At 69.4% G+C, this 20,759-nt stretch carries 19 protein-coding genes and 1 pseudogene; 12 read left to right on the top strand and 8 right to left on the bottom strand.

Annotated features, from left to right (window positions below):
• Positions 1 to 182: 182 nt before the first annotated feature.
• The 5 genes from EJC51_RS02305 to EJC51_RS02285 all read right to left on the bottom strand — a co-directional run bounded on the left by EJC51_RS02305 (position 183) and on the right by EJC51_RS02285 (position 4,859).
• Positions 183 to 1,094: an alpha/beta hydrolase gene (locus tag EJC51_RS02305; protein WP_126269451.1), complete on the bottom strand. Its 912-nt coding sequence runs from the start codon at positions 1,092 to 1,094 to the stop codon at positions 183 to 185.
• A gap of 625 nt (positions 1,095 to 1,719) precedes the next feature.
• A complete protein-coding gene (locus EJC51_RS02300) occupies positions 1,720 to 2,421 on the bottom strand; it encodes an SDR family oxidoreductase (RefSeq protein WP_126269450.1) in 702 nt (233 codons plus the stop codon).
• 102 nt (positions 2,422 to 2,523) lie between these two features.
• On the bottom strand, positions 2,524 to 3,741 hold the full coding sequence (locus EJC51_RS02295) for a RodZ family helix-turn-helix domain-containing protein (protein ID WP_126269449.1): 1,218 nt from the start codon (positions 3,739 to 3,741) through the stop codon (positions 2,524 to 2,526).
• A complete protein-coding gene (locus EJC51_RS02290; protein WP_126269448.1) occupies positions 3,734 to 4,192 on the bottom strand; it encodes a DUF6114 domain-containing protein in 459 nt (152 codons plus the stop codon). Before EJC51_RS02290 ends, EJC51_RS02295 begins: the two co-directional genes overlap by 8 nt.
• 52 nt (positions 4,193 to 4,244) lie before the next feature.
• Positions 4,245 to 4,859, bottom strand: coding sequence for a DUF6230 family protein (locus EJC51_RS02285; protein ID WP_126269447.1), 615 nt, complete (start codon positions 4,857 to 4,859; stop codon positions 4,245 to 4,247).
• Between the two features lie 176 nt (positions 4,860 to 5,035).
• Between EJC51_RS02285 and EJC51_RS02280 the strand changes: the two genes are divergently transcribed.
• Positions 5,036 to 5,716, top strand: coding sequence for a MerR family transcriptional regulator (locus EJC51_RS02280; RefSeq protein WP_126269446.1), 681 nt, complete (start codon positions 5,036 to 5,038; stop codon positions 5,714 to 5,716).
• A 117-nt stretch (positions 5,717 to 5,833) separates the two neighbouring features.
• Here the strand turns inward: EJC51_RS02280 and EJC51_RS02275 are convergent, their stop codons facing one another.
• Positions 5,834 to 6,244 (bottom strand): ester cyclase, encoded by a 411-nt coding sequence (locus EJC51_RS02275; protein ID WP_166682809.1) that lies wholly within the window; start codon positions 6,242 to 6,244, stop codon positions 5,834 to 5,836.
• Positions 6,245 to 6,512: 268 nt separating this feature from the next.
• Between EJC51_RS02275 and EJC51_RS02270 the strand changes: the two genes are divergently transcribed.
• From EJC51_RS02270 to EJC51_RS02235, 7 genes and pseudogenes are all read left to right on the top strand, one after another.
• Complete coding sequence (locus EJC51_RS02270; RefSeq protein ID WP_208870675.1) at positions 6,513 to 7,637, top strand: 4Fe-4S binding protein; 1,125 nt, start codon at positions 6,513 to 6,515, stop codon at positions 7,635 to 7,637.
• Positions 7,634 to 8,920, top strand: a complete 1,287-nt coding sequence (locus EJC51_RS02265; protein WP_126269444.1) for a DUF3533 domain-containing protein — start codon at positions 7,634 to 7,636, stop codon at positions 8,918 to 8,920. Before EJC51_RS02270 ends, EJC51_RS02265 begins: the two co-directional genes overlap by 4 nt.
• Before the next feature lie 201 nt (positions 8,921 to 9,121).
• Positions 9,122 to 9,691, top strand: coding sequence for a TetR/AcrR family transcriptional regulator (locus EJC51_RS02260; RefSeq protein WP_126269443.1), 570 nt, complete (start codon positions 9,122 to 9,124; stop codon positions 9,689 to 9,691).
• A gap of 193 nt (positions 9,692 to 9,884) precedes the next feature.
• Positions 9,885 to 10,700, top strand: a complete 816-nt coding sequence (locus EJC51_RS02255; RefSeq protein ID WP_165951307.1) for an oxidoreductase — start codon at positions 9,885 to 9,887, stop codon at positions 10,698 to 10,700.
• 616 nt (positions 10,701 to 11,316) lie between these two features.
• Positions 11,317 to 11,874 carry a DinB family protein gene (locus tag EJC51_RS02245; RefSeq protein ID WP_126269441.1) on the top strand — a complete coding sequence of 186 codons (558 nt, stop codon included), beginning with the start codon at positions 11,317 to 11,319 and terminating at the stop codon, positions 11,872 to 11,874.
• Between the two features lie 191 nt (positions 11,875 to 12,065).
• Positions 12,066 to 12,302, top strand: a pseudogene (locus EJC51_RS02240) (dihydrofolate reductase family protein); the annotation flags it as partial.
• Positions 12,299 to 12,568: a hypothetical protein gene (locus EJC51_RS02235; protein ID WP_126269440.1), complete on the top strand. Its 270-nt coding sequence runs from the start codon at positions 12,299 to 12,301 to the stop codon at positions 12,566 to 12,568. The pseudogene EJC51_RS02240 and the gene EJC51_RS02235, both read left to right, overlap by 4 nt.
• A 23-nt stretch (positions 12,569 to 12,591) precedes the next feature.
• Here the strand turns inward: EJC51_RS02235 and EJC51_RS02230 are convergent, their stop codons facing one another.
• Positions 12,592 to 13,182 (bottom strand): TetR/AcrR family transcriptional regulator, encoded by a 591-nt coding sequence (locus EJC51_RS02230; RefSeq protein ID WP_126269439.1) that lies wholly within the window; start codon positions 13,180 to 13,182, stop codon positions 12,592 to 12,594.
• Between the two features lie 129 nt (positions 13,183 to 13,311).
• Between EJC51_RS02230 and EJC51_RS02225 the strand changes: the two genes are divergently transcribed.
• The gene (locus tag EJC51_RS02225) at positions 13,312 to 14,739 is read left to right on the top strand and encodes a coniferyl aldehyde dehydrogenase (RefSeq protein ID WP_126269438.1); all 1,428 of its coding nucleotides are present in this window, start codon (positions 13,312 to 13,314) and stop codon (positions 14,737 to 14,739) included.
• A 203-nt stretch (positions 14,740 to 14,942) separates the two neighbouring features.
• Positions 14,943 to 15,749: an SDR family NAD(P)-dependent oxidoreductase gene (locus EJC51_RS02220; protein WP_126269437.1), complete on the top strand. Its 807-nt coding sequence runs from the start codon at positions 14,943 to 14,945 to the stop codon at positions 15,747 to 15,749.
• A 332-nt stretch (positions 15,750 to 16,081) separates the two neighbouring features.
• Here EJC51_RS02220 and EJC51_RS02215 read toward each other — a convergent pair whose 3' ends face one another.
• Positions 16,082 to 18,433 carry an ATP-binding protein gene (locus EJC51_RS02215; RefSeq protein ID WP_341870632.1) on the bottom strand — a complete coding sequence of 784 codons (2,352 nt, stop codon included), beginning with the start codon at positions 18,431 to 18,433 and terminating at the stop codon, positions 16,082 to 16,084.
• A gap of 257 nt (positions 18,434 to 18,690) precedes the next feature.
• Between EJC51_RS02215 and EJC51_RS02210 the strand changes: the two genes are divergently transcribed.
• Both EJC51_RS02210 and EJC51_RS02205 read left to right on the top strand, forming a co-directional pair.
• Positions 18,691 to 19,371 (top strand): DUF4232 domain-containing protein, encoded by a 681-nt coding sequence (locus EJC51_RS02210; protein WP_126269436.1) that lies wholly within the window; start codon positions 18,691 to 18,693, stop codon positions 19,369 to 19,371.
• A gap of 249 nt (positions 19,372 to 19,620) precedes the next feature.
• On the top strand, positions 19,621 to 20,652 hold the full coding sequence (locus EJC51_RS02205) for a C40 family peptidase (RefSeq protein ID WP_126269435.1): 1,032 nt from the start codon (positions 19,621 to 19,623) through the stop codon (positions 20,650 to 20,652).
• Positions 20,653 to 20,759: the final 107 nt, after the last annotated feature.

The following is a 20,759-nucleotide window of genomic DNA, read 5'->3' as shown; positions in this document are numbered from 1 at the left end:
CACTCCTTTGTGGCGTCCAGGGACCGGGGGAGGGGCGGCGTGCAGAACGCTGCCTCCACGCATACCTCAGGTTGGCCGCAATGGCCGAGCAGGATGCCGATGACCAGGATTCCCGGTCACCGGCATCGCGTCACGTCATGGTGGGCGAGCCCTTATCGGCGGGCCCCGGCCTCAGGCTCTGGTCAGGCGCCGAGGTACGTGCGGAGCCACTGCCCCATCCGGTCGATCGCCGCGTTCACCTCGGGCACGCGGCCCGCGCCCAGGACGAACGAGTGCTGACCCTCGGGGAGCCCGTGGGTCTCGGAAGTGACCTTGAAGTCGGCGAGCCGGCACCCGAGTTCGGCACCGTCGTCGGCAAGGGTCTCGTACTCGCCGTAATAGACGAGGGTGGGCGGCAGGCCGGTCAGGTCGGCGTTGGCGATGCTGACCCGGGGGTCGGCGGGCTCGATGGCGGGGTCCTGCACCCAGGCTCCGCGGAAGAGCTCGAGGGTGGCGCGGCTGAGCATCTTGTCGTTCGCCTCGTTGGCGTCCACCGACGGGTTCTGGAGGGTGAGGTCGGTCCAGGGCGAGACGCTGACGATCGCACCGGGGGTGGGCTCGCCCTTGGCCAGCAGACGCAGCGCCAGCATGATCGCGAGCGTGCCGCCGATGGAGTGGCCGGTGCTGCCGATGTTCCGGGGCTCGTAGCCCTGGGAGAGCAGCCACCGGTAAGCCGTCTCGACGTCGTCGAGCTGCGCCGGGTAGGGGTGCTCCGGCGCGAGGCGGAAGTCCACGACCAGGGAGCGCACTCCGGCGGCCTTCGCGATGTGGCCGGCGGCCTTGCGGTCGGAGTGCATGGAGGCTGTGACGGATCCGCCGAAGTGGAGGTGGAGCAGCGCCTTGTCGGGGTCGGCGCCCTCGGGGATGGCCCAGAGAGCGGGTACTCCGTCCGCGTTGACCTCGGCGTAGGTGACGCCTTCCGGTTCGGTCGACGCCTTGTGGTTCGAGTCGACGATGTCGCGGATGACGCTCAGGTCGAGACCCGGTGTCGCGGACTTCGCGCTCACGCCGGCGAGGAACTCCGCGAACTCGTGTGCTTCTTGGCTGACGCCCATGATGGCGCTCCTTCTCAGATGGGTGCCGTGACAGGTGTCCGTGCGGCAGCCGGATCGATGTACCGGTGACGCTACCCTCTGAGTATAGGAAAGTAAACTCAGCTGCGGTGTCAGCTCTGTCGGTGCGCGGAATGAAGCTCCCTTGGTGCACTCGCTTCGTCAGGTGGAGCGGGGCGTGGCTGAAGTCGGGATCGAGATCGAGGGGGTTTCTGTGTCACTGGGCCTGGCGGCGACGGCTGCGGCTTCGGTGATCGGGTGGAAGTCCCCGGGCGGGTGAGGGTGCCGCGGTGCGCTTCGGCAGCGGAGGCGTCGGGCAGGGCCGTGTCGTCGCGTCCAGCCATCACGAGAAGGCCGGTGACCGGAATTCTGTCCAGAGGGGCGAAGGCGGGGTCGGCTCATGCCAGAGCACGGAGGGCTTCAGAGGGGGTCGGCATGGCGAGATCCGCAGCGCATCCGAGTGCCGCAGGCGCGGGTGTACGACGAGGTCGAGCGGTCCGCCGCGGGCGGGCCGGGCCAGTATCTGGGCCACGGCCCGCTCATGTGGCTCTTCCTCGCCGGGTGGGGCCCCGGCGGGAGGAGGAGACGGAAGTGCCCGGCCTGGGCATCCTGCCGTCTCCCCGTCCCGCTACTTGGCCAGCTGTTCGTACAGCCCGGCCAGGTCGCCGGCCAGGCCCGCCTTGACCTGTCGGGAGATGTCGTCGGCGAGCACCTCGTAGGCGCCCGTCTCGATCCCGTCGAGGGCGAGGGCGGCCACGTCGCGAGGGCTGGACTTGGGGCCGTCGACGCCGGCCGCCAGGTCGGTGTCGACGTAACCGACGTGCAGTCCGGTGACGGAGATGCCGCGCGGCTGAAGCTCCAGGCGCAGGGAGTTGGACTGCGACCACAGAGCGGCCTTGGAGGCGCTGTAGGAGCCGCCGAGGGCCAGCCAGGAGAGGACGGAGTGCACATTGAGGATGTGGCCGCCGCCGTTGCGTTCGATGATCGGCACGAAGGCGCGGGTGAGCAGCAGCGGACCGTAGAAGTTGGTCTCGAATTCCCTGCGTACGTCGTCGACGGGGGAGTCGAGGTAGGAGGCGCCGACCGCGGCACCCGCGTTGTTGATCAGCACGGTGACATCCTGCGCCTGCGCGGCGGCGGCTGCGACGGCGGCCGGGTCGGTGACCTCCAGCGCCACCGGGATGGCGTCGGGGTGCGTCACGGCGCGCGGGTCGCGGGCCGTGGCGTAGACCTTGGCGGCACCGCGTGCGTACAGCTCCTCCACCAGCGCCTTGCCGATGCCCCGGCTGCCACCGGTGACGAAGACGTTTGCGTCCTTCAAAGCGGTCATGACTGTCTCCACAGGAATTGAAACCGATTGGTTTACATCACGGTAAACCGATCGGTTTCCAAGCGCAAGCTCGTCGAGGGAGATGGTCGCGTGGGGCTGGGTTCAGGGGGTGGTTCCGCTGGTTTCGATGGTTCCGTATCCGTGGATCCCCGGGATGATGAGCTTTCCGCCTGTCTGTCCGGCCTGGTCGATGTCGGCGTCGTCCAGGGCGAGCTGGAGTTTGAGGTCGAGCTTCCCGACGGTGTCGTAGAGCCACTCCGGAACGGTGTCGGGGGTGAGGTGGAGGCGGAGGACGGGGGGAAGGGGAATCCCTTCGGCGCCGGAGAGCGTGCCCGTCAGGCTCTCGACGTACATGGTGATGCGGTCGCCCTGCAGCGTGGACGTCGAGCCGGGGGCTCCGTCGATGTGCTGGATCTGCGGGCTGACGGGTACGGCCATCTTCAGGTCGCGGATCGTGACGCCCGCCGCGGAGAACTTGAGCACCCGCTTGGGGCCGGCGGCCGTGTCCACGGTCACCACACCGCCGAAGACGACGTCGCGCAGTTCGAGATGGCTCCCCTTCATGTTCCAGGACTCGGCGGCAAAGCGACCGGCGCTCTTGTCCCTGGGTGCCGCGAGATCGCTGATGTCGCAGGTGCGGTCGGTCCCTTGGGGTGACTGCGCGGGGTGCGGCAGGGGTGATGCGGAGGTGGTCCGCTGGCTCGTGGAGGGGGCTGCCGGGGAGGTGGTCCGCCGGCTCGGGGAGGGGGCTGCCGGGAGAGTGGTCGACTGCGTGGCCTTGGGTATTGGCGTCGGCGCGGCCGAGGTCGGCGACGCAGGTGTGGCGGGTGCCGGACTCTGCTGCTCGGTGTCGCCGCCGAAGAGGGGGTCGAGGAGTCCCGCGAGACCGGTGAGGGTAGGGGTGGCGGAGGGGGTGCCCGGTGATGGGGGCGGATCCGGCGTGAGGGGCGTTTCAGCCGTGTGCTCCGTCGGCTTGACGGGCTGTTCGCTCGGAGCGGCACTGGGCGTGGCGGGAGCAGCCGAGGGTGTCGGCGTCACGGTGGGCTTCGACGGGGCGTCGGTGCGGTCGCAGTCGACCCCGCTCTCGGCCGCCTCTTCGGGCACGGATTGCGCGGTGGTGGCGCTCGTGTCGACGGTGGGCGGACGCTGACTCCCCAGGACGAGGGCGGTCGGCAGCGCGGTCAGCGCGAGCGCCTTTCCGAGCGGCAGACGCAGGCGGGTCAGCGCGGAGGCGCGAGGCAGGGCGTGGCGGCCTCGCGGGGACCGGGTGACGTGGGTTTCCGCGGTCTCGCCGTGGAGGTGGGACGACGGTTCAGCCATTCCCCGGCTCTCCCTCCGTGGCGGCGATGTCCTCGGGCAGGTCCGCGTCGACCGGGCCCCACGCCAGGGCGAGGAGCCCGCCGGTGGCCGCGAACAGGGTGCCGAAGAAGAAGCCGCCGAAGTTGGAGACGGGAAGCGACAGTACGCCGAGGAAGATCGCGACGCATCCGGCGAAGAACCTGATGATCGGCTGGAACCAGAGGAGTCCGCCGAGGACGATCAGCGTCAGGCCGATGATCAGCGAGCCCGCGCCGGCCGTCGTGGACATCGCCACGGACAGGGCGCCCAGGGAGAGGTTGAAGTATGGGAAGTAAATGATGGGTGCGGCGGCGAGGAGCACCAGCAGACCCGCCCAGAAGGGGCGGGTGCGCCGCCAGGTCCGAAAGGCTTGGCGAGCACTGGCGAAGCCGCTGTCTCTGTGGGGGTGCGCGGATGCGCCGGCACTCGTCATGGAGAGGCTCCCAGGTCGTGAACGGGTGGGGGAGGGGAAGTGGGAGCGAGGGTCAGAAGCAGTCGTGGCGGCCGGCCGCGATGTTCATGTGCAGGCCCGACAGTTCGAACGTCCCTGCGGTGGTGGCCCAGACCCTCTGGTGGGCGTCGATGATCTCGATCGAGTCCGCCTGCTGGGCGTAGTTGTCGGGATCGACGCGGTCCTTGGGGTTGACGTGGCCCTTCGTGATGGAGCCGGTGGCGACGCCGATGTCGACGTTGTTGAAGGTGCCCTTCTTGGCCTGAAGATCGGTCATGTCGATGAACAGGTCCTTGGCCTTGACCGCGGTCCCGTCCCCGCCGGCCTTGAGGGTCATCGTGTAGGTCCCGAGTACGGGAATGTCCACCGGCACGGACTGGCACATGTTGGTGATCTTCGCGTTGTCGAGGGCCGACACGGAGACGGGTATGTGCTTGCCGTTCTTGGCGACGTCCACCGTGGCGTAGTTGGCGAATCCGCTGCCGCTCAGGGAGCCTGCCGAGACCTTGAAGTCGGAACCGGAGATGCTGAACGAAGCGGCCAGCGCACCCTGGGCCATGGAGACGGCAACCGCCGCGGTGGCGGCCACTGTCGGCACCGCACCCACGGCGAAACGCTTCCAGTGGGTCTTGCCGATTCGCTGGGACATGCGTGGTCCTCCGATATCAAGGCGTACGAGGGTGAGAGGCCGGGTGCGCAACGAGGGCGCGCCGAGGCAGAACTCGATAGCTCCACTATCGAGTGCCTGATAGTGGCACTATCGAGCTCGGTGGGGCAACCCCCGGTAACGCGATACTGGAGGGACAGTTGAGCGTGAGGGAGCGCATGAGGATTTCAGAGCTCAGCCGGCGGTCCGGGGTGCCGGTGGCGACCATCAAGTACTACCGACGGGAGGGGCTTCTCCCGGAGGGACGTGCGCTGAACCCGACCACGGTCGAGTACGACGAGGAGCACATCGAGCGGCTCCGTCTGATCCGTTCCCTCATCCAGCTCGGGGGGCTGTCGGTCGCCCGCACCCGTGAAGTGCTGGAAGCCGTCGACCGTCCACTGGACGCGTTCGAGACCCTGGGCGTCGTTCACCACGCCCTGCCCGTTCCTTCCGCGGAGACGAATGAGGGGAAGGGTGAGGGGCCGGAGGGCGGCGTCGACGAGGCGGCGTCCTGCGGAGCCGCCGCGAGGGTCGAGGCTCTCATCGAGAACATGGGCTGGCAGATCTCCGACGCCTCACCGCACCGCCCGGCACTCGCCCGGAGTCTCGCCGAACTGAGCCGGATCGGAACGGACTTCACGGCCGACGACCTCGCCCCCTACGCACGGCTCGCCACCGCCACCGCGGACCTGGACTTCGCGCAGTTCGAAGGCATCGAGGACCGCATCGCCCTCGCCGAGCGGGCCGTGGTCCTCACCGTGCTGTTCGAGCCGGTCGTCAGGCTGCTGCGGCGCCTGGCCCAGGAGGACGCGAACCATCGCCGCCACGATCGCCGCGCTTGCGGGCGGGAGGAGTAGCCGGGAGCAAGAGAGACTGGGCGCACGCCAGGCGGCGCACCGTGCCACAGAAGGGGGGCACGCCCTCGGCCGGGCGCGCCCCGCTCCACGCCGGCCTCAACACCGGTCCTCGATACGTCAGTTCGTCAGCCCGAGCTGCGTAAGAAGATCGAAGTCGTCGTAGTCCACGCGGTAGTCGTAGTACACGCGGTATTCGCTGACGCGCCCGTCGTGCAGGTGCCGGAACGCCGCCAGCCCGATCTGGAGGGACCGTCCGCTCGCAGGGATCGCGTTGCCGTCGGGCGCGGTGAGGCCCTGGGCGTGGGTGCCGGTCACCTCGACCTCGACGGCGACCTTGTCCTGCGCGGCGACGATCCGGTGCGGCCGGTGCACGAGGTCGGGGAAGGCGGCGAAGTCGGGGAAGGCGGCGAAGTCGGGGAAGGCCGCGAAGTCGGGGAAGGCCGCGAAGAACGAAGACCCGTACGGGCTTGATGCCCCGGCCGGAGCGGGCGGACGCGATCGCTTCGTTGATCTCGTCGGTCCCGGCACGGCGAGCACCGCGGGCAGTGAGCAGCGAGACCAGCCTGTCGGCAGGACCGCGGCCGCACCGCCGCACGACATCGGCTTCGGGAGCATCGACGGGAAGAGGGGCAGGCCGCCTGTTGTGAGGGGCCTTGTGGGCGTTCGTGGCTCGGGGCCGCAACCTGCGTCCGTGCATGACACTTGCATGGGGAAACCGATCAGTTTACGGTGGTGAACCGATCGGTTTCTCGGCGTTCGGACGCCGAGTTCCGGACCCGAGCGACGAGGAGCACGGATGACTGCCGCGCGCGACGCCGAGGGACCACCGCTGAATCCCCGGCTTCCGGCGAAGCTGGCCGCCCACCCGTCGGTGCAGGCGGTACTCGCCCGGCGCGCGGCGGGTGAGGTCGCGAGCCCACCGCCCGTGGTCGACGCGGACTGGCTGCGCGACCTGTGTCTGGCCGCCGGTGCGGACGACGCGGCCGCGGTCAGCCTGGACCATCCCGATCTGGCCGGCGAGCGTGAGTACGTGCAGTCCGCGCTGCCCGGCACCCGCACCCTGATCGCGATGGCGGTGCGGATGAACCGCGACAACTGCCGCTCCCCGGCCCGCAGTGTGGCCAACCAGGAGTTCCACCAGGCCGACGAGCAGGCCAACCACGCCGCCCGCAGCGTCACCCAGGCGCTCCAGGACGCCGGCTACCGCGCACTCAACCCGTCCGTCGGCTTCCCGCAGGAAATGGACCGCTTCCCTCGCGAGCGGATCTGGGTGGTGGCGCACAAGACGGTCGCGGTGGCCGCCGGGCTCGGCGTGATGGGCCTGCACCGCAACGTCATCCACCCGAAGTTCGGCAGCTTCATCCTCCTCGTGACCGTATTGGTGGACGCGGAGGTGAGCGCGTACGGGCAGGCGCTGGACTACAACCCCTGTATCGACTGCAAGTTGTGCGTCGCCGCCTGCCCGGTAGGCGCCATCGCCAAGGACGGCGCCTTCAACGGGCTGGCCTGCACCACGCACAACTACCGAGAGTTCATGAGCGGGTTCACCGACTGGGCGCAGACCGTGGCCGACAGCGAGGACGCCGCCGACTACCGCTCCCGGGTCAGCGACTCCGAGAGTGCCTCCATGTGGCAGAGCCTGAGCTCGCCCCCTGGCTACAAGTCCGGCTACTGCCTTGCCGTCTGCCCCGCCGGTGAGGACGTCCTCGGCCCGTACCTGGACGACCGCAAGTCGTTCATGGACACCGTGCTGCGACCGCTCCAGGAGAAGAAGGAAACGCTCTACGTCCTGCCGGGCTCGCAGGCCCAGGAGTACGCCCGGCGCCGATTCCCCCACAAGCCCGTCAAGGAAGTCACCGGCGGCTGGCAGCCCCCGGCGAAGCGTTCCGCACCCTCCGAACGAGAGACACCTACGTCATGAGCGGCATTCACCCCTTCCGCGTCCTGCGGGCCAAGCCGCTGTGGATGGCCAACGGCATCATCACGGGCGTACTCGCGCTGCTGTTCGCCGTGTTCTACGTCGGCGCCAACATCGATCCGGTCGGTCACATGACCAAGCTGCCCGTCGGCCTGGTCAACGCGGACAAGGGAGCGGGCCAGGTCAACCTGGGGGCTCAGATCACCGCGTCGATCAGGAAGTCCACCGCGAACGGGGACAAGATCGACTGGAAGGTGATGGACGAGCGGGAGCTGAAGGAGGAGCTCGGTGAGGGCAAGCTGTTCGGCGCACTGGTGGTGCCCGCCGACTTCACCTCCTCCGTCACCGCACTGACCGGCACCACGACCACCGGCACCCCGGCCCGCCCGACACTGACGGTGCTCACCAACCAATCCGCCGGCAGTCTCGGCTCCGGCCTGGCCCGGGCGGCGACCAGCCAGGCGGCCGAGAACGCCTCGCGGCAAGTGGGCAAGGAGCTGACCGCCCGGATCGGACCCGCGCAGGCGAAGCTGCCCGCCGCGGCCCGCGTCCTGCTCGCCGATCCGGCTGCCGTCACGGTGAAGGACGGCCATCCGCTCGACTCGCACAGCGGCCTGGGCCTCACGGCGTTCTACTACGCGCTCACCCTCGTGGTCGTCGGCATGCTCTCCGCCAACGTCATCAGCGGCCAGGTCGACCACGCCCTCGGCTACACCCACAACGACATGGGCCCGCGGCGCCTGCACCGTCCGCTGATCCGGGCGACCCGGGTGCAGACCCTCGCCATCAGCAGCACCCTCATGGCCGGACTGTCCCTGGTGATGGGCAGCCTGGTCATGGCGGGAGCGGTCGGCATCATGGGGATGGACGCCTCCCATCTGCCGCTGCTGTGGCTGTACTCGGTGTGCGCCGTCGCGGTCGCCGGGTTCGGCGCGCTCACCCTCCTCGCGGTCTTCGGCACGCCCGGCATGCTGGTGGTCACGCTGGTCTTCATCGGGATGGCGGTGCCGACGGCCGGGGCCACCACCCCCATCGAGGCGCTGCCCGGCTTCTACCGGTTCCTCGCGGAGTTCGAGCCGCTGCGCCAGATCACCGGTGGCGTCCGCTCGATCCTCTACTACGACGCCCAGGGCGACGCGGGTCTGGCCCGGGGCTGGGTCATGATGGCAGCCGCTCTCGTGGCGGCCGCGCTGTTCGGCTTCGGCGTGCTGGGGTGGTACGACCGCAAGGGGCTGCACCGCATCCCGGTGGAGACGACGTCCGCGAAACCGGCGGTCCCGGCATAGCGGGAGCCACCCCCGCATCCCCAGGACGGGGCCATTACTCGGAGTGGCCCCCGTGTGTGCCGCCCCGCCGGGGACGAGGGGCGCGCACACTATCAGGGCTCGGCGACGGCCATTCCCCCGGGCCGTCGCCGAGCCTCTTCGCATACGACACTCGGAAACCGATCGGTTTTCATTTACTTCCCTTTGGGTTAATCTCGCGGTATGACCACTGAAGCGAAACCGAGCCCCAGGGAGCGGCTGCTGGAGGCGGCGGCCACGCTCACGTACCGAGAGGGCGTCAATATCGGCGTCGAGGCGCTGTGCAAGGCGGCCGGAGTGTCGAAGCGCTCCATGTACCAGCTGTTCCACAGCAAGGACGAACTGCTCGCGGCGAGTCTGGAGCGGCGCACCTCCTCCTACGTGGCGACACTCCTGCCCGCGGCGGACGACGGCCGTACCCCCAGGGAGCGGATCCTGCACGTCTTCGAGCAGGTGGAATCGCAGGCGGCCATGCCCGAATTCTACGGCTGCCCCTTCCTCGCCGCGCAGATCGAGCTCAAGGACCAGAGTCACCCCGCGAGCCAGGTCGCCCATCAGGTCAAGGAGAACCTGACCGCCTTCTTCCGTGCCGAGGCCGAGCGGGGTGGAGCGAGCGATCCGGGCCTGCTGGCCCGGCAGCTCAGCCTGGTCTTCGACGGTGCCAGCGCCCGCGCCGGCATCAGGGCGGACACGCTGCCGGGCCTCGTCGGGCCCACGGTGATCACCCTGCTCGACGCGGCGGGCGTGCGCTGAACGGCAGCGCTTCCCGAGCGCTTTCTCCCTGCCCTGCGTTCGGCCGAACTTCTGTGGCCGCAAGTGTGGTGCCGAGCATGCCGCAGGCGCGTCCGCATCCGCTCTCTGCCTGTTACCGCCTCGACTTGCACGAGGAAACCGATCGGTTTACAGTGATGGAAACCGATCGGTTTTTCGATGTCAAGGAGACATGATGACGACAGGACGCCCGGTGGCACTCGTGACGGGTGCGTCATCCGGCATCGGGAAGGAAACCGCGCTCGCGCTGGTCGCAGCGGGTTTCGACGTGATCGGCACCAGCCGGGACACCTCACGCGTCACCCCGCTCGACGGCGTGACGTTCCTCGGCCTCGACGTGGCCAGCGACTCCTCGGTCGCCGCGCTGGTCCAGGAGGTGAGCGACCGGTTCGGACGGATCGACGTCCTGGTCAACAACGCGGGCGTGGGCTCACTGGGTGCCGCGGAGGAAACCTCCGTTGAGCAGGCCCAAGCCGTCTTCGACACCAACGTCTTCGGGGTCATGCGCATGGTGAACGAGGTCCTGCCGCACATGCGCGCTCAGCGACGCGGGCGCATCATCAACATCTCGTCCGTGCTCGGGTTCCTGCCCCAGCCCTACATGGCCGCCTACACCGCCTCCAAGCACGCGATCGAGGGCTACACCGAGTCCCTGGACCATGAGGTCCGTGACCACGGCGTCCGGGCGCTCATCGTCGAACCGGCCTACACCAGGACGGGATTCGAGGCGAACAGCGCGAAGCCCGAGATCCCCCTGCACGCGTACGCGAAGCAGCGCCAGGCCGTCGACCGTGTGATGGCGGATGCGGTCAGAGACGGCGACGCCCCCGCCGTCGTCGCCAAGTCGATCGTCACGGCAGCGACCGATCCGAGGCCCAAGCCGCGCTACACCGCCGGCCCCCTGGCCGCACGCGCACGCGTACTGCGCCGCCTCGCTCCCGCCGGGGTCTTCGACAAGCAGATCCGCAAGATGAACCAGCTCACCGGCTGACGCGCAGGCGCTGTCCAGGCTTTCTGAACAGGCGCCCCACCTCCACCGGACGTGAGGACACTGAGTTCACTGGCCGACGGTGAACTGCGCCTGCCCTTCGGCGAACACGAGCTCGCCCCCATCGCCGGTTACGACGTCGCGGAAGTGTGCTGTGCGCGAAGATCCTGGGCCGACCCGGCACCGCACCTCTTGTTCCCGCGGACATCGAAACCTGGAACATGACCTACGTGGACGCCCACATGTCCGCCTAGCCGCACATCGCGGAGCACCTCAAGACCCTGACCCGGATCATCCGGCCGCGGAGGATACGGCGACAGCACCGACGAGCTGGACACCCTGCTGGGTCGCCTGGCGAAGACGGTGCGGTGGGCCCTGGAGATCACCCGCGCATCCAGAAGTCGGCGGCGGTCTGAGCAGCTGAGCCGTCCAGAGTCGAACAAGGCCGGCCTGCCGGAGATCCTCAGAGCTCAGGGTTCCGGCAGGCCGCGCACCGTCGTTCGGGCGGCGGGGAGGGGCTCCCGGTCGGGCTGGACGCCGCGACCACCCTGCGACCTGCTACCGGTGACGGCGTCCGCGCAGGGCGCAGTCACGTCTCCGCTGTAGGTAGTGTGCGGAAATGACAAGAAGTGAGCGGCTCGCGGAGCAGTTGGATTGGTACTGGCGCACGAACCTGCGGCCTCGGCTGGAGGGGCTCACCGACGAGGAGTACTTCTGGGAGCCGGTGCCCGGCTGCTGGAGCATCCGCCCACGTGGCACGTCGGCCGCACCGATGACGGAAGGTTCGGGGGAGTGGAGGATGGACCTCGCATCCACTGCCCCGGAGCCGACGCCGGTGACCACGATCGCCTGGCGGCTGGCCCACATCATCGTCTCCTGCCTGGGCTATCGAGTGGGGTGGCACTTCGGTGGCCAGGACGTCGAGTCCGAGACGTTCGCCTACGCGGGGACCGCTGACGAGGCGCTGAAACAGCTCGACGAGATGTACGAGAGCTGGAACGCCGGAGTCCGCGGACTCTCAGACGCCGACCTGGACAATCCGCCCGCGGTGGGTCCCGAGCGGCGCCCCATGGAGGGCATGATCCTGCACGTCAACAGGGAGTTGATCCATCACGGCGCGGAGATCTCCCTGCTGCGCGACCTCTATCTCCGGCAGGACGACGTCGTACAGCGCTGAGTCTGCCGCTCGGACAGCCGCCGTGTGCAGGCAGAAGGCCCTGGCATGAGCACTTTGGGCGCCGCCTTGCTGTCAGTCGCCGCAGAGGCCGACAGCAGGGCGGGCGCATCGGGCCGATGAGTTTGACGGTTGCCTGAATGCTTCCGTGTGACAACCCGGCCCTTCGGCGCCGGAGGAAACGCCGGATTCCAGTGTCGTACCAGGTGGCGGACGGGGACGTCCCACCCGGCCACGCGCGTTTCGTCACCGATGTCGACGACTGCGCCCGCGCGGCCGCCGGGGACCGGCCGGTCATGGTGGAGCGCCGGCGGCTGTTCGAGCACCTGGGCGGCGCTCACATCGAACTGGACCTCGTCCGACGCCTCGACGACCGGGACGTCACGCATCTGCGCTACCGGGTGCGGCGATCCGAGGAGGCGGCGGCGTGAAGACGCTCTTCGTCTCCTACCGCGTCAGCGACCTCGCCCGCTCGCCGGCGTTCTACACGGCCCTGGGCTATGCCGAACTGGGCCGGGTCGAACTCGGCGGCGGGGCTCGCCTCGTCCTCCTCACCTTCCCCGGCGAACCGGCGGCCTCGCTGAAACTGGTGCACCGCCCCGACGCCGCACCGGCCGACCCGGACGGCTACCGGATCGAGCTCGTGGAGTGGCCGCCCGGACATCCCGACGGCATCACGGCGGCAGACTTCGCCTGAGGTCGTCAGGGCCTGTTGACGTTTCAGATCGGGCGGCGGATGGCCTGTACGGCGGTGTCGTAGAGGTCGAACATGTCGACCTGTCCGCCCAGGCGTACCCATTCCTCGTTGGCTGCCTGCATGCAGACGATCGCCGCGGCTGCGATCGCGCGGGCTTGCAGGGTGCGGCGGTCGGAGTCGGGCAGTCGCGGCTCGATCAGTGGTGCGAACAGGTCCTGCCAGCGGCCTTGCTTCTCGGCGTGTCCGGCGCGTAGGGAGTCGTTGCCGAACAGCAGGGAGATGAACTCAAGGCGCCCCTCGGCTGTTATGTCGATCTCCTCGAGCACCTGGAACGCCGCGCGCAGCGCCGTCCAGGCGTCCTCGTCGGCCGGCCGCTCGGCGAGGCGCGCGGCGATCAGTTCGCCCTGTTCGTCCAGGCCGCTGAGCGCGAGGTCTTCCTTGTTGCGGAAGTAGTTGAACAGGGTCCGCCGGGAGACGCCCGCTGCGGCGGCGACCTCGTCGAGGGTCGTGTTGCCGAAGCCTTTGGCGGCGAACAGCTCGATGGCGGTCTGGGCGAGCAGCGATCGCACCACGGACCGGGTCTGTTCCCGGATGGGGGCGGGTTTCCGAGTCATGCACCGATGGTACTTCGTCTCACTTAATGCATCTACTTGCACTCAGTGCAAAACAGTGCGTAGGGTGAATGTCATGAGCGACGTCGACTCCGTCCCCGCCGCCCTCATCAACCGCTAAGGAACGCCGTCATGACCCTCACCGACGTCACCACTCAGCCCACCGACGCGGAGCGCTTCCAGCACATCCTCCAGACCCAGCGCGCCGCCTACCTCCGCGACGGAGCGCCCTCCCTGGACGCCCGGCGCAGCGATCTGGCCAGGTTCAAGAAGGCACTGATAGCCCGGCGCGGCGACATCGAGGAGGCGATCAACGCCGACTTCGGACATCGCTCGCGGCACGAGAGCGCGCTGATGGAGGTCGTGGGCGTCGTGCAGGGCATCGACTACCTGCACCGCAACCTTCGCCGGTTCATGCGCCCGACCCACCGCCACATCGAGCTGCTGTTGCGTTTCGGCAGCAACCGCATCGAGTACCAGCCGCTCGGCGTGGTGGGCGTCATCTCGCCGTGGAACTATCCGGTCAATCTGTCGCTGATGCCCGTGGTCACCGCGATCGCGGCCGGCAATCGCGTGATGCTCAAGCCGTCGAAGCTGACGCCGGCCACGAACGCGGTGCTCGCGTCGATGCTGAGCGAACTCTTCCCGCCGGAGCAGGTCACGATGGTCAGCGGTGACGGCTCCGCGTTCTCCTCCCTGCCGTTCGACCATCTCGTCTTCACCGGCAGCACCGAGGTCGGTCGGGCCGTGATGAAGGCGGCCAGTGACCACCTCGTCCCCGTCACGCTGGAGCTCGGAGGTAAGTCCCCGACCATCGTGGCCAAGGGACACGTCCGCGACCAGGTCGTGTCCGACATCGTCTTCGGCAAGCTTCTCAGCGGCGGGCAGACCTGCATCGCCCCCGACTACGCCTTGGTGCACGAATCCGAGATCGACGCCTTCATCGCCGCCTACGACAGGCTGGTGAAGACTGCCTACCCCGACGGCCCCACCGGCGACGACTACACCTCGATCATCGACGACAAGCAGTACGGGATCCTCACCGACCTGATAGACGACGCCCGGGCTCACGGGGCGCGGATCATCGAGGTCGGACACCGGCCGGGCGACGCGGCCCGCCGCCCGCACACCCTCGCACCGACCGTCGTGCTCGGCGTCACCGACGACATGCGCATCGCCCACGAGGAGATCTTCGGCCCCATCCTGCCGGTCTTCGGTTACCGCGACATCGACGACGCCGTCGACTACGTCAACGCACGGCCGCGCCCGCTCGCGCTCTACTACTTCGGCGACAACGGCCCCGAGCGGCGCAAGGTCCTTGACCGCACGACCTCCGGCAACGTCACCGTCAACGGCACGGTCATGCACGTCGCGCAGGACGACCTCCCCTTCGGCGGCGTCGGCGCCAGCGGGATGGGCAAGTACCACGGCATCGAAGGCTTCCGCACCCTCAGCCACCCCAAGGGCATCTACGTACAAGGACGCTGGAACGCCACCCGGCTGCTGCGCGCCCCCTTCAACAAGCGCACCGAAACCCTCCTCAACTTCCTCCTGCGGTGAAGGAAACAGCGCCGGCGCCCGCCGCCCCTCAGCACCTCCACACAAGTGCGGCCGCCCGTGCAGCGGCCAGGGCATGGCCGAGGCGCACACCTCCGCAAGGAGGCCTGCCACAGATGAGCACTCGATGACGGTCGCCGACCGTCGCAAGGATTGAAAGGAGCAGGGGAGGAGGTACCCGCGAGGGCACCGTGTCCCTGACTGCCATGAAGAAGATCGACTACCGCACCCAGACCACATTGATCACCGGGGCGAGTGCCGGACTCGGCGCGGAGTTCGCCCGCCAGTTCGCCGCGCGCGGCTCGGACCTCGTGCTGGTCGCCCGACGCGCGGACCGGCTTCAGGCCCTGGCCGACGAGCTGTCCGCGAAGCACCAGGTCACCGTCACGGTGGTGCCGTTCGACCTCACGGTGGCTGCCGCGGGCGATGCGCTGGCCAGAGAGGTGGCCCGGCGTGGGATCACCGTCACCAGCCTCGTCAACAACGCCGGTTTCGGCACCCACAGTCCGTTCCGCCAGGAGGACGCGGCACGGGTCCAGCAGGAGATCGGCCTGAACGTGGCCAGCCTGGTCGACGTCACCAGGGCGTTCATCGGCCAGTTGACCGGTGTCCTCGTCAACGTCGCCAGCTCTCTCGGGTACCAGCCGTGGCCCAATGCCGCGGTCTACGGGGCGACCAAGGCCTTCGTGCTGAGTTTCACCGAGGCGCTGTGGCAGGAATCGCGGGGGACCGGCCTGCGGGTGCTCGCGCTCTCCCCGGGCCCGACCCGCACCGAGTTCTTCGACGCGGCCGGCTCCGACGACATGGCCCGCGGTGTCCGGTTGCAGACGCCGAGTCAGGTGGTCACCACCGCGCTGCGCACGCTGGACCGGCGCAACCCGCCGCCCAGCGTCGTCTCCGGCGCCTTCAACTGGGTGATGACCCTGACCTCGCGCTTCACCACCCGCCGAGCCAACGTTCTCGCCTTCGGTGCGATGACCCAGTGGCAGATGCGCTCGCGGCCTGGTCACTGACCTGCTCCGGACCGCCGTCAAGGGGAGGTCCCCGGCTTCTGCCGCGCCGGCGAGACCACGACCTGGCCACAGGCGACGCCGACCGATGGCTCGCAGCGGGGGCCGCTTCCTGCCACAGCAGTCCGAGAGCCGTTCGGCTCCGAGACCTCAAGGTCTGGCGATCAGCGGGGCCCCTCCAGGAGCAAGACAGGGAACCCGGTGGAACCAAATACGAGGTGAAGTCATCCGGCCCCACCTCGCCGCGACTTCATGGGCCCATACCGGAACCGGCCCCAGGACGACTCCCAGCGCCACGCGTTCCGCGAAGACCACGGAGAAGGAGGCCGCGCCCATCAGCCGGCGGCGGAGGCCCCCTCGTGGGTGTCGAGGGCAGCCAGTGCAGCCGTGGCCTCGACGTGCAGCGGGCTGTTCAGCGCCGCGAGAGAGTCCCGGGCGGTGAGCAGCGTCTGCCGGGCCTCGGGGTGCCCGATGCCACTGAGCGCACGCCCCAGGTCCAGGCGGGCCTGCTCGGCCCAGATGGGCATGTGTGCCGCCTCGAAGTCGGCGAGTGCCTGGCGCAGTGGCGCTTCGGCCTGGTGCCAGCGCTCCAGGGCCACCAGGTCGTTGCCGATCTGCTGCCGGGCCACCGCGTGATACAGGCTCACCAGCTCGTCCGAGCGGCCGGGAAACCCCGTCCGGCAGATCCGCTCGCTGCGGCGATGGATCTCCAGCGCCTCGGCCGCCCGGCCGGTGTGCCGCAGCAGGTTGCCCAGGGTGTTGAGGATGGTCAGCTCGGCCGGCCGGGCCTCGGGGGCGTCCAGCGCCGCGAGGCGGCGGGCCGACTCCCGCAGTCGGTCGTGCGCGTCCTCGGCCCTGCCCTGCCGGTGGAGGGCGCCTGCGCCGTAGCCGAGCGCCCAGCCTTCCTGAAGCCCGTCCCCGCACTCACGGGCGGCCTCCAGTGCGGCGTCGGCCGCGGTCAGGGCGGCCTCCGGGTTGTGCGCACAGAGGTTGTGGGCCCAGGCGAGGTAGTTGAGGTGGACCGCTTCTTGTCGGCGGTCGCCCAGTGCGCGTGCCGAGTCGGTGGCGCAGGTGAACACCTCCACCCACTGCTCCCAGTGCTGGGTCATGTCGGAGAACCAGTGCATGGCCTGCGCGGTGTCGAGGACCTCCTGGTGCCAGCCGGATCGGTGCGCCCGGTGCAGCGCGGCCAGCCACTGCGCACGCTCGGCCTCCAGCCACCGCCGTGCCTCGCTCTTGCCGACCGGTGCCGTGTCGGGATCGGGGTCTTGGGCGGGTGTGGTCCGCTCCTGGTGGACCTCGTAGTGGAGCGCGGCGGCGGTGGCCCGTTCGAGCATCCAGCGCGCCGTACGGTCGAGGGCGGCGTCGCGGATGTCGGGACGGTCCTCCGACTCGGTCTGTTCGAGGGCGTAGAGCCTGAGCAGATCGTGAAAGCGGTACCGCTCGGCGACGGCGTCGCTCTGGAGCAGCCCGGCGTCGGTGAGTTCCTCGGCGCAGTCGACGGCCGCGTCGAAGGAGAGGTTGGCCAGCAGGGCACCGGTCTCAGGGCTGAAGTCAGGGCCTTCGGCCAGCGCGGCGCGGCGCAGGAAGGTCCGTGTGACGGGCGGGAGTTGACGGTAGGAGAGGGCGAACGCGGCACGCACCCGCAGGCTGCCGGCCTGGAGCCCGTCGAGGCGGCGTCCTTCGGCGGCCAGGCGGGTGACGAGTTTGGTGAGGCGTTCGTGCGGCCGGCTGAGGAGGCGTTGTCCGGCGATGCGGACCGCCAGCGGCAGGTGCCCGCACAGGTCGGCGAGGTCACGGGCGGCCTGGGCCTCGGCCAGGACGCGTTCCGGGCCGAGGATACGGGTCAGGAGTTCCACGGCCTCCTCGCGACGCAGCAGTGCCAGATCGGTGCGGTGGACGGAGTCCAGGCCCGCCAGGGAGTTGCGGCTGGTGACCAGCGTCAGTGACGGCCCGGAACCGGGCAGCAGGGGGCGGACCTGGTCCTCGTCGACGGCGTTGTCGAGCAGCAGGAGCACCCGGCGCTCACTCAGCAGTGACCGCCACAGGGCGGCGCGCTCGTCGAGACCGTTGGGTATCGCGGCGTCGGTGATGCCCGACGCGGCGAGGAGCCGGGCCAGCGCGTCCCTGGGCGGTGTCGGCTCGGCGTCCATGCCGCGCAGGTCCAGGGCGAACTGTCCGTCGGGGAAGCGCGGGGCAAGGCGATGCGCGGCGTGGACGGCGAAGGCCGTCTTGCCCAGCCCGGGTTGACCAGTGATCACGGAAACCGGGGAGACCGCCGTCGGTTCCGCGGGCTCGTCGCCGCCCGGTTTCCCGTCGTCGAGGGTCGCTGCCAGCTCCAGCAGCCGCGCGAGTGCCGGGCCCCGTGCGGTGAAGTCCCGGATGTCGCGCGGCAGGGCCAGTATGTTCGGCCCAGCGGGAGCGGTGGCGGCGCGCGGACGTGGTCGCCCCAGTGCGGCGGACTTCTCCAGATCCGCCGCCTCGTCGTCGTCCAGCTTCAGTGCCTCGGCGAGTGCCTGGACCGTGCGGCGCTGCGGCCCGAGCGTGCGCCCGCGTTCCATGTCGGCCAGGGCCCTGACGCTGACCCCGGCCGCCTCGGAGAGCGCCTCCTGGCTGAGCCCGGCACGGGTCCGGAAGTGTCGCAGTCGCTGCCTGAATTCGTCGCCGGCCGGCATGGCACCGCGCACCGCTGAGATCCCCGATCGTCCGGCTCTCCCTGTGCGAGCCCCCGGCAGAAGTATGACGGACGGTACTTCTGCCGGGAGAACCGCCTGGTGGCGAGGGTTTCGCGGTGATCGACTGGGGCCCGACGCGAACGGCGTCGCAGTCCGCCCGAGCTCGTGTCAGGGAATGGGCGGACCGCCGCACGTGTCACACCCGACCGATCGTTCCGGCCACCGGCAACAGGCCGGTGTCTCTGCACCACTTCACGGGGGAACCCATCATGACCGCTGTCTTCACCCGCTCCACGATGCTGGCCGTCGCCGGCACGGCACTGGCCCTTTCGCTCACCGCCTGCCAGGGCGGCGAGGACGACAACGCGGCGGCCACACCTCCCACTTCAGCCACGGCGACGGCGACGGCAGGCGCGTCCGCACCGGCCGCGACCGCGGACTCGGCCGGTTCGACCGGGTCGGGCAAGCCCTCGGGACCGGCCGACTCCGGCACCTCTGACGACTCGAACGGCCGGCAGGCGAGCACCTCCACGCCGGCGTGCGCCGCCGCCGACGTCACCGTGACCGCGGCCAAGCAGGACGGCCCGCCCTACACCCACCTCGTCCTCACCGCGAAGAACACCTCGGGGCACTCCTGCCGCCTGGCGGGCTTCCCGCACGTCCAGCTCCTGGAGAGCCACAAGCAGGACGTCCCGGCCGTGGCCAAGAGCAAGCCCGCCGCCCCGGTCGTGCTGTCCGCGGGAGCCCCGGCCTACGCCCTGCTCAAGGTCTCCGACGGCGGAACCGACGAGGACAACGAACCCGTGTCGGCGTTCTCGGTCACGCTGGAGGGAGACTCGACGGTCATCGCCGTTACCGCGCCCGGATCCGACGGCATCGCGGCTGATCCTGCCCAGGCCCTGGTCGGCTACTGGACCCCCGAGCTCCGCAACGGCGCCGACGACTTCTGACCGTCACACCCGTTCCCGGCGGCTGCCTCGTCGGGAACGGGGCGTCCGCCTGTGAATGATGCGTAGGCCAAGAGTGAAGAAAGTGGCCGAAGTTGTTCGCTTCAAACTTTGAAATGATTACAAGAAGATCACTAGGGTGAGATCTCGAAACCCTCGCACAGATGATCGCTCGCACCACGTGAGCGGCCGTGCAGGGCGCCGTCCACGTGGCTGGCCTGTGGGCGGTGAAGGAAGAAGGAGTTCGTCTTCGTGGCGCTTCACCGCCGACCCAAGCCGCAGAGCCGCACCCGCGTGAGTGTGCTCACCGCGACCGCGGCCGCTGCCGTGGCTCTCACCTCGCAGGCCGCCAATGCGGCCCCGAAGCCGACCAAGAGCGAGGTGAAGTCACAGGTCGACAAGCTCTACGAGGAGGCGGAGCGAGCCACCAACCAGTACGACGGCGCCAAGGAGAAGCAGGAGAAACTGCAGAAGGAGATCGGCCTGATCCAGGACGAGGTCGCCCGCGAGCAGGACGAGCTCAACGAACTGCGCACAGGGCTGGGAACGATGGCGAGCGCCCAGTACCGCTCCGGTGGCATCGACCCCTCGGTCCAGCTGCTGCTCTCCGCCGACCCGGACGACTACCTCGACAAGGCGTCCACGCTCGAGTCGCTCTCCGCGCAGCAACTGGAGTCGCTGAAGAAGGTGCAGACGAAACAGCGTGAGCTGGCCCAGCAGCGTGCCGAGGCGACGGAGAAGCTGAAGGACCTCGCCACCACCCGCACCCAGCTCGGCGAGAAGAAGAAGGAGATCCAGGGCAAGCTCAGCAAGGCGCAGAAGCTGCTGAACTCCCTGACCGCCGCCGAGCGTCAGGAGATCGCGGACACCGAGGCGCGTGCCAGCCGCACGGCGGCGGAGCGCGTCGACCTCGGCAACGAGGCGGCCGCCTCCCCCTTCGGCGCGGCAGCCCTGAACGCTGCCGCTTCCCAGATCGGCAAGCCGTACGCGCGAGGCGGCACCGGCCCCAACTCGTACGACTGCTCCGGCCTGACGCAGTGGGCGTACGCGGAGGCCGGGGTGCACATATCCCGGGTCACCTACACGCAGGTCAACGACGGAACCCGGATCGGGATGAGTGCGCTCAAGCCCGGTGACCTGGTCTTCTTCAACAACACCGAGCACGTCGGCCTCTATGCGGGCAACAACCAGGTGCTGCACGCCCCGTACCCGGGTGCCTACGTGCGCTACGAGTCGATGAGCACGATCGGATCGTTCCAGTTCGGCGTGCGGGTGACGGGCTGACGTCGGCCCGGCCGAGCGCATACGGGTATGTCGAGGAGCGGGGCAGCTCACTCATGATCTCGTGACGTGAGCTGCCGGAACGCTACGGGCCGTGGGAGACGGCCAGT

The sequence above is a fragment of the Streptomyces aquilus genome (genome assembly GCF_003955715.1).
GTDB classification, from domain to species: domain Bacteria; phylum Actinomycetota; class Actinomycetes; order Streptomycetales; family Streptomycetaceae; genus Streptomyces; species Streptomyces aquilus.
The sequence above is the reverse complement of the archived record's forward strand: the minus strand, read 5'-3'. Positions and strand labels throughout refer to the sequence as shown.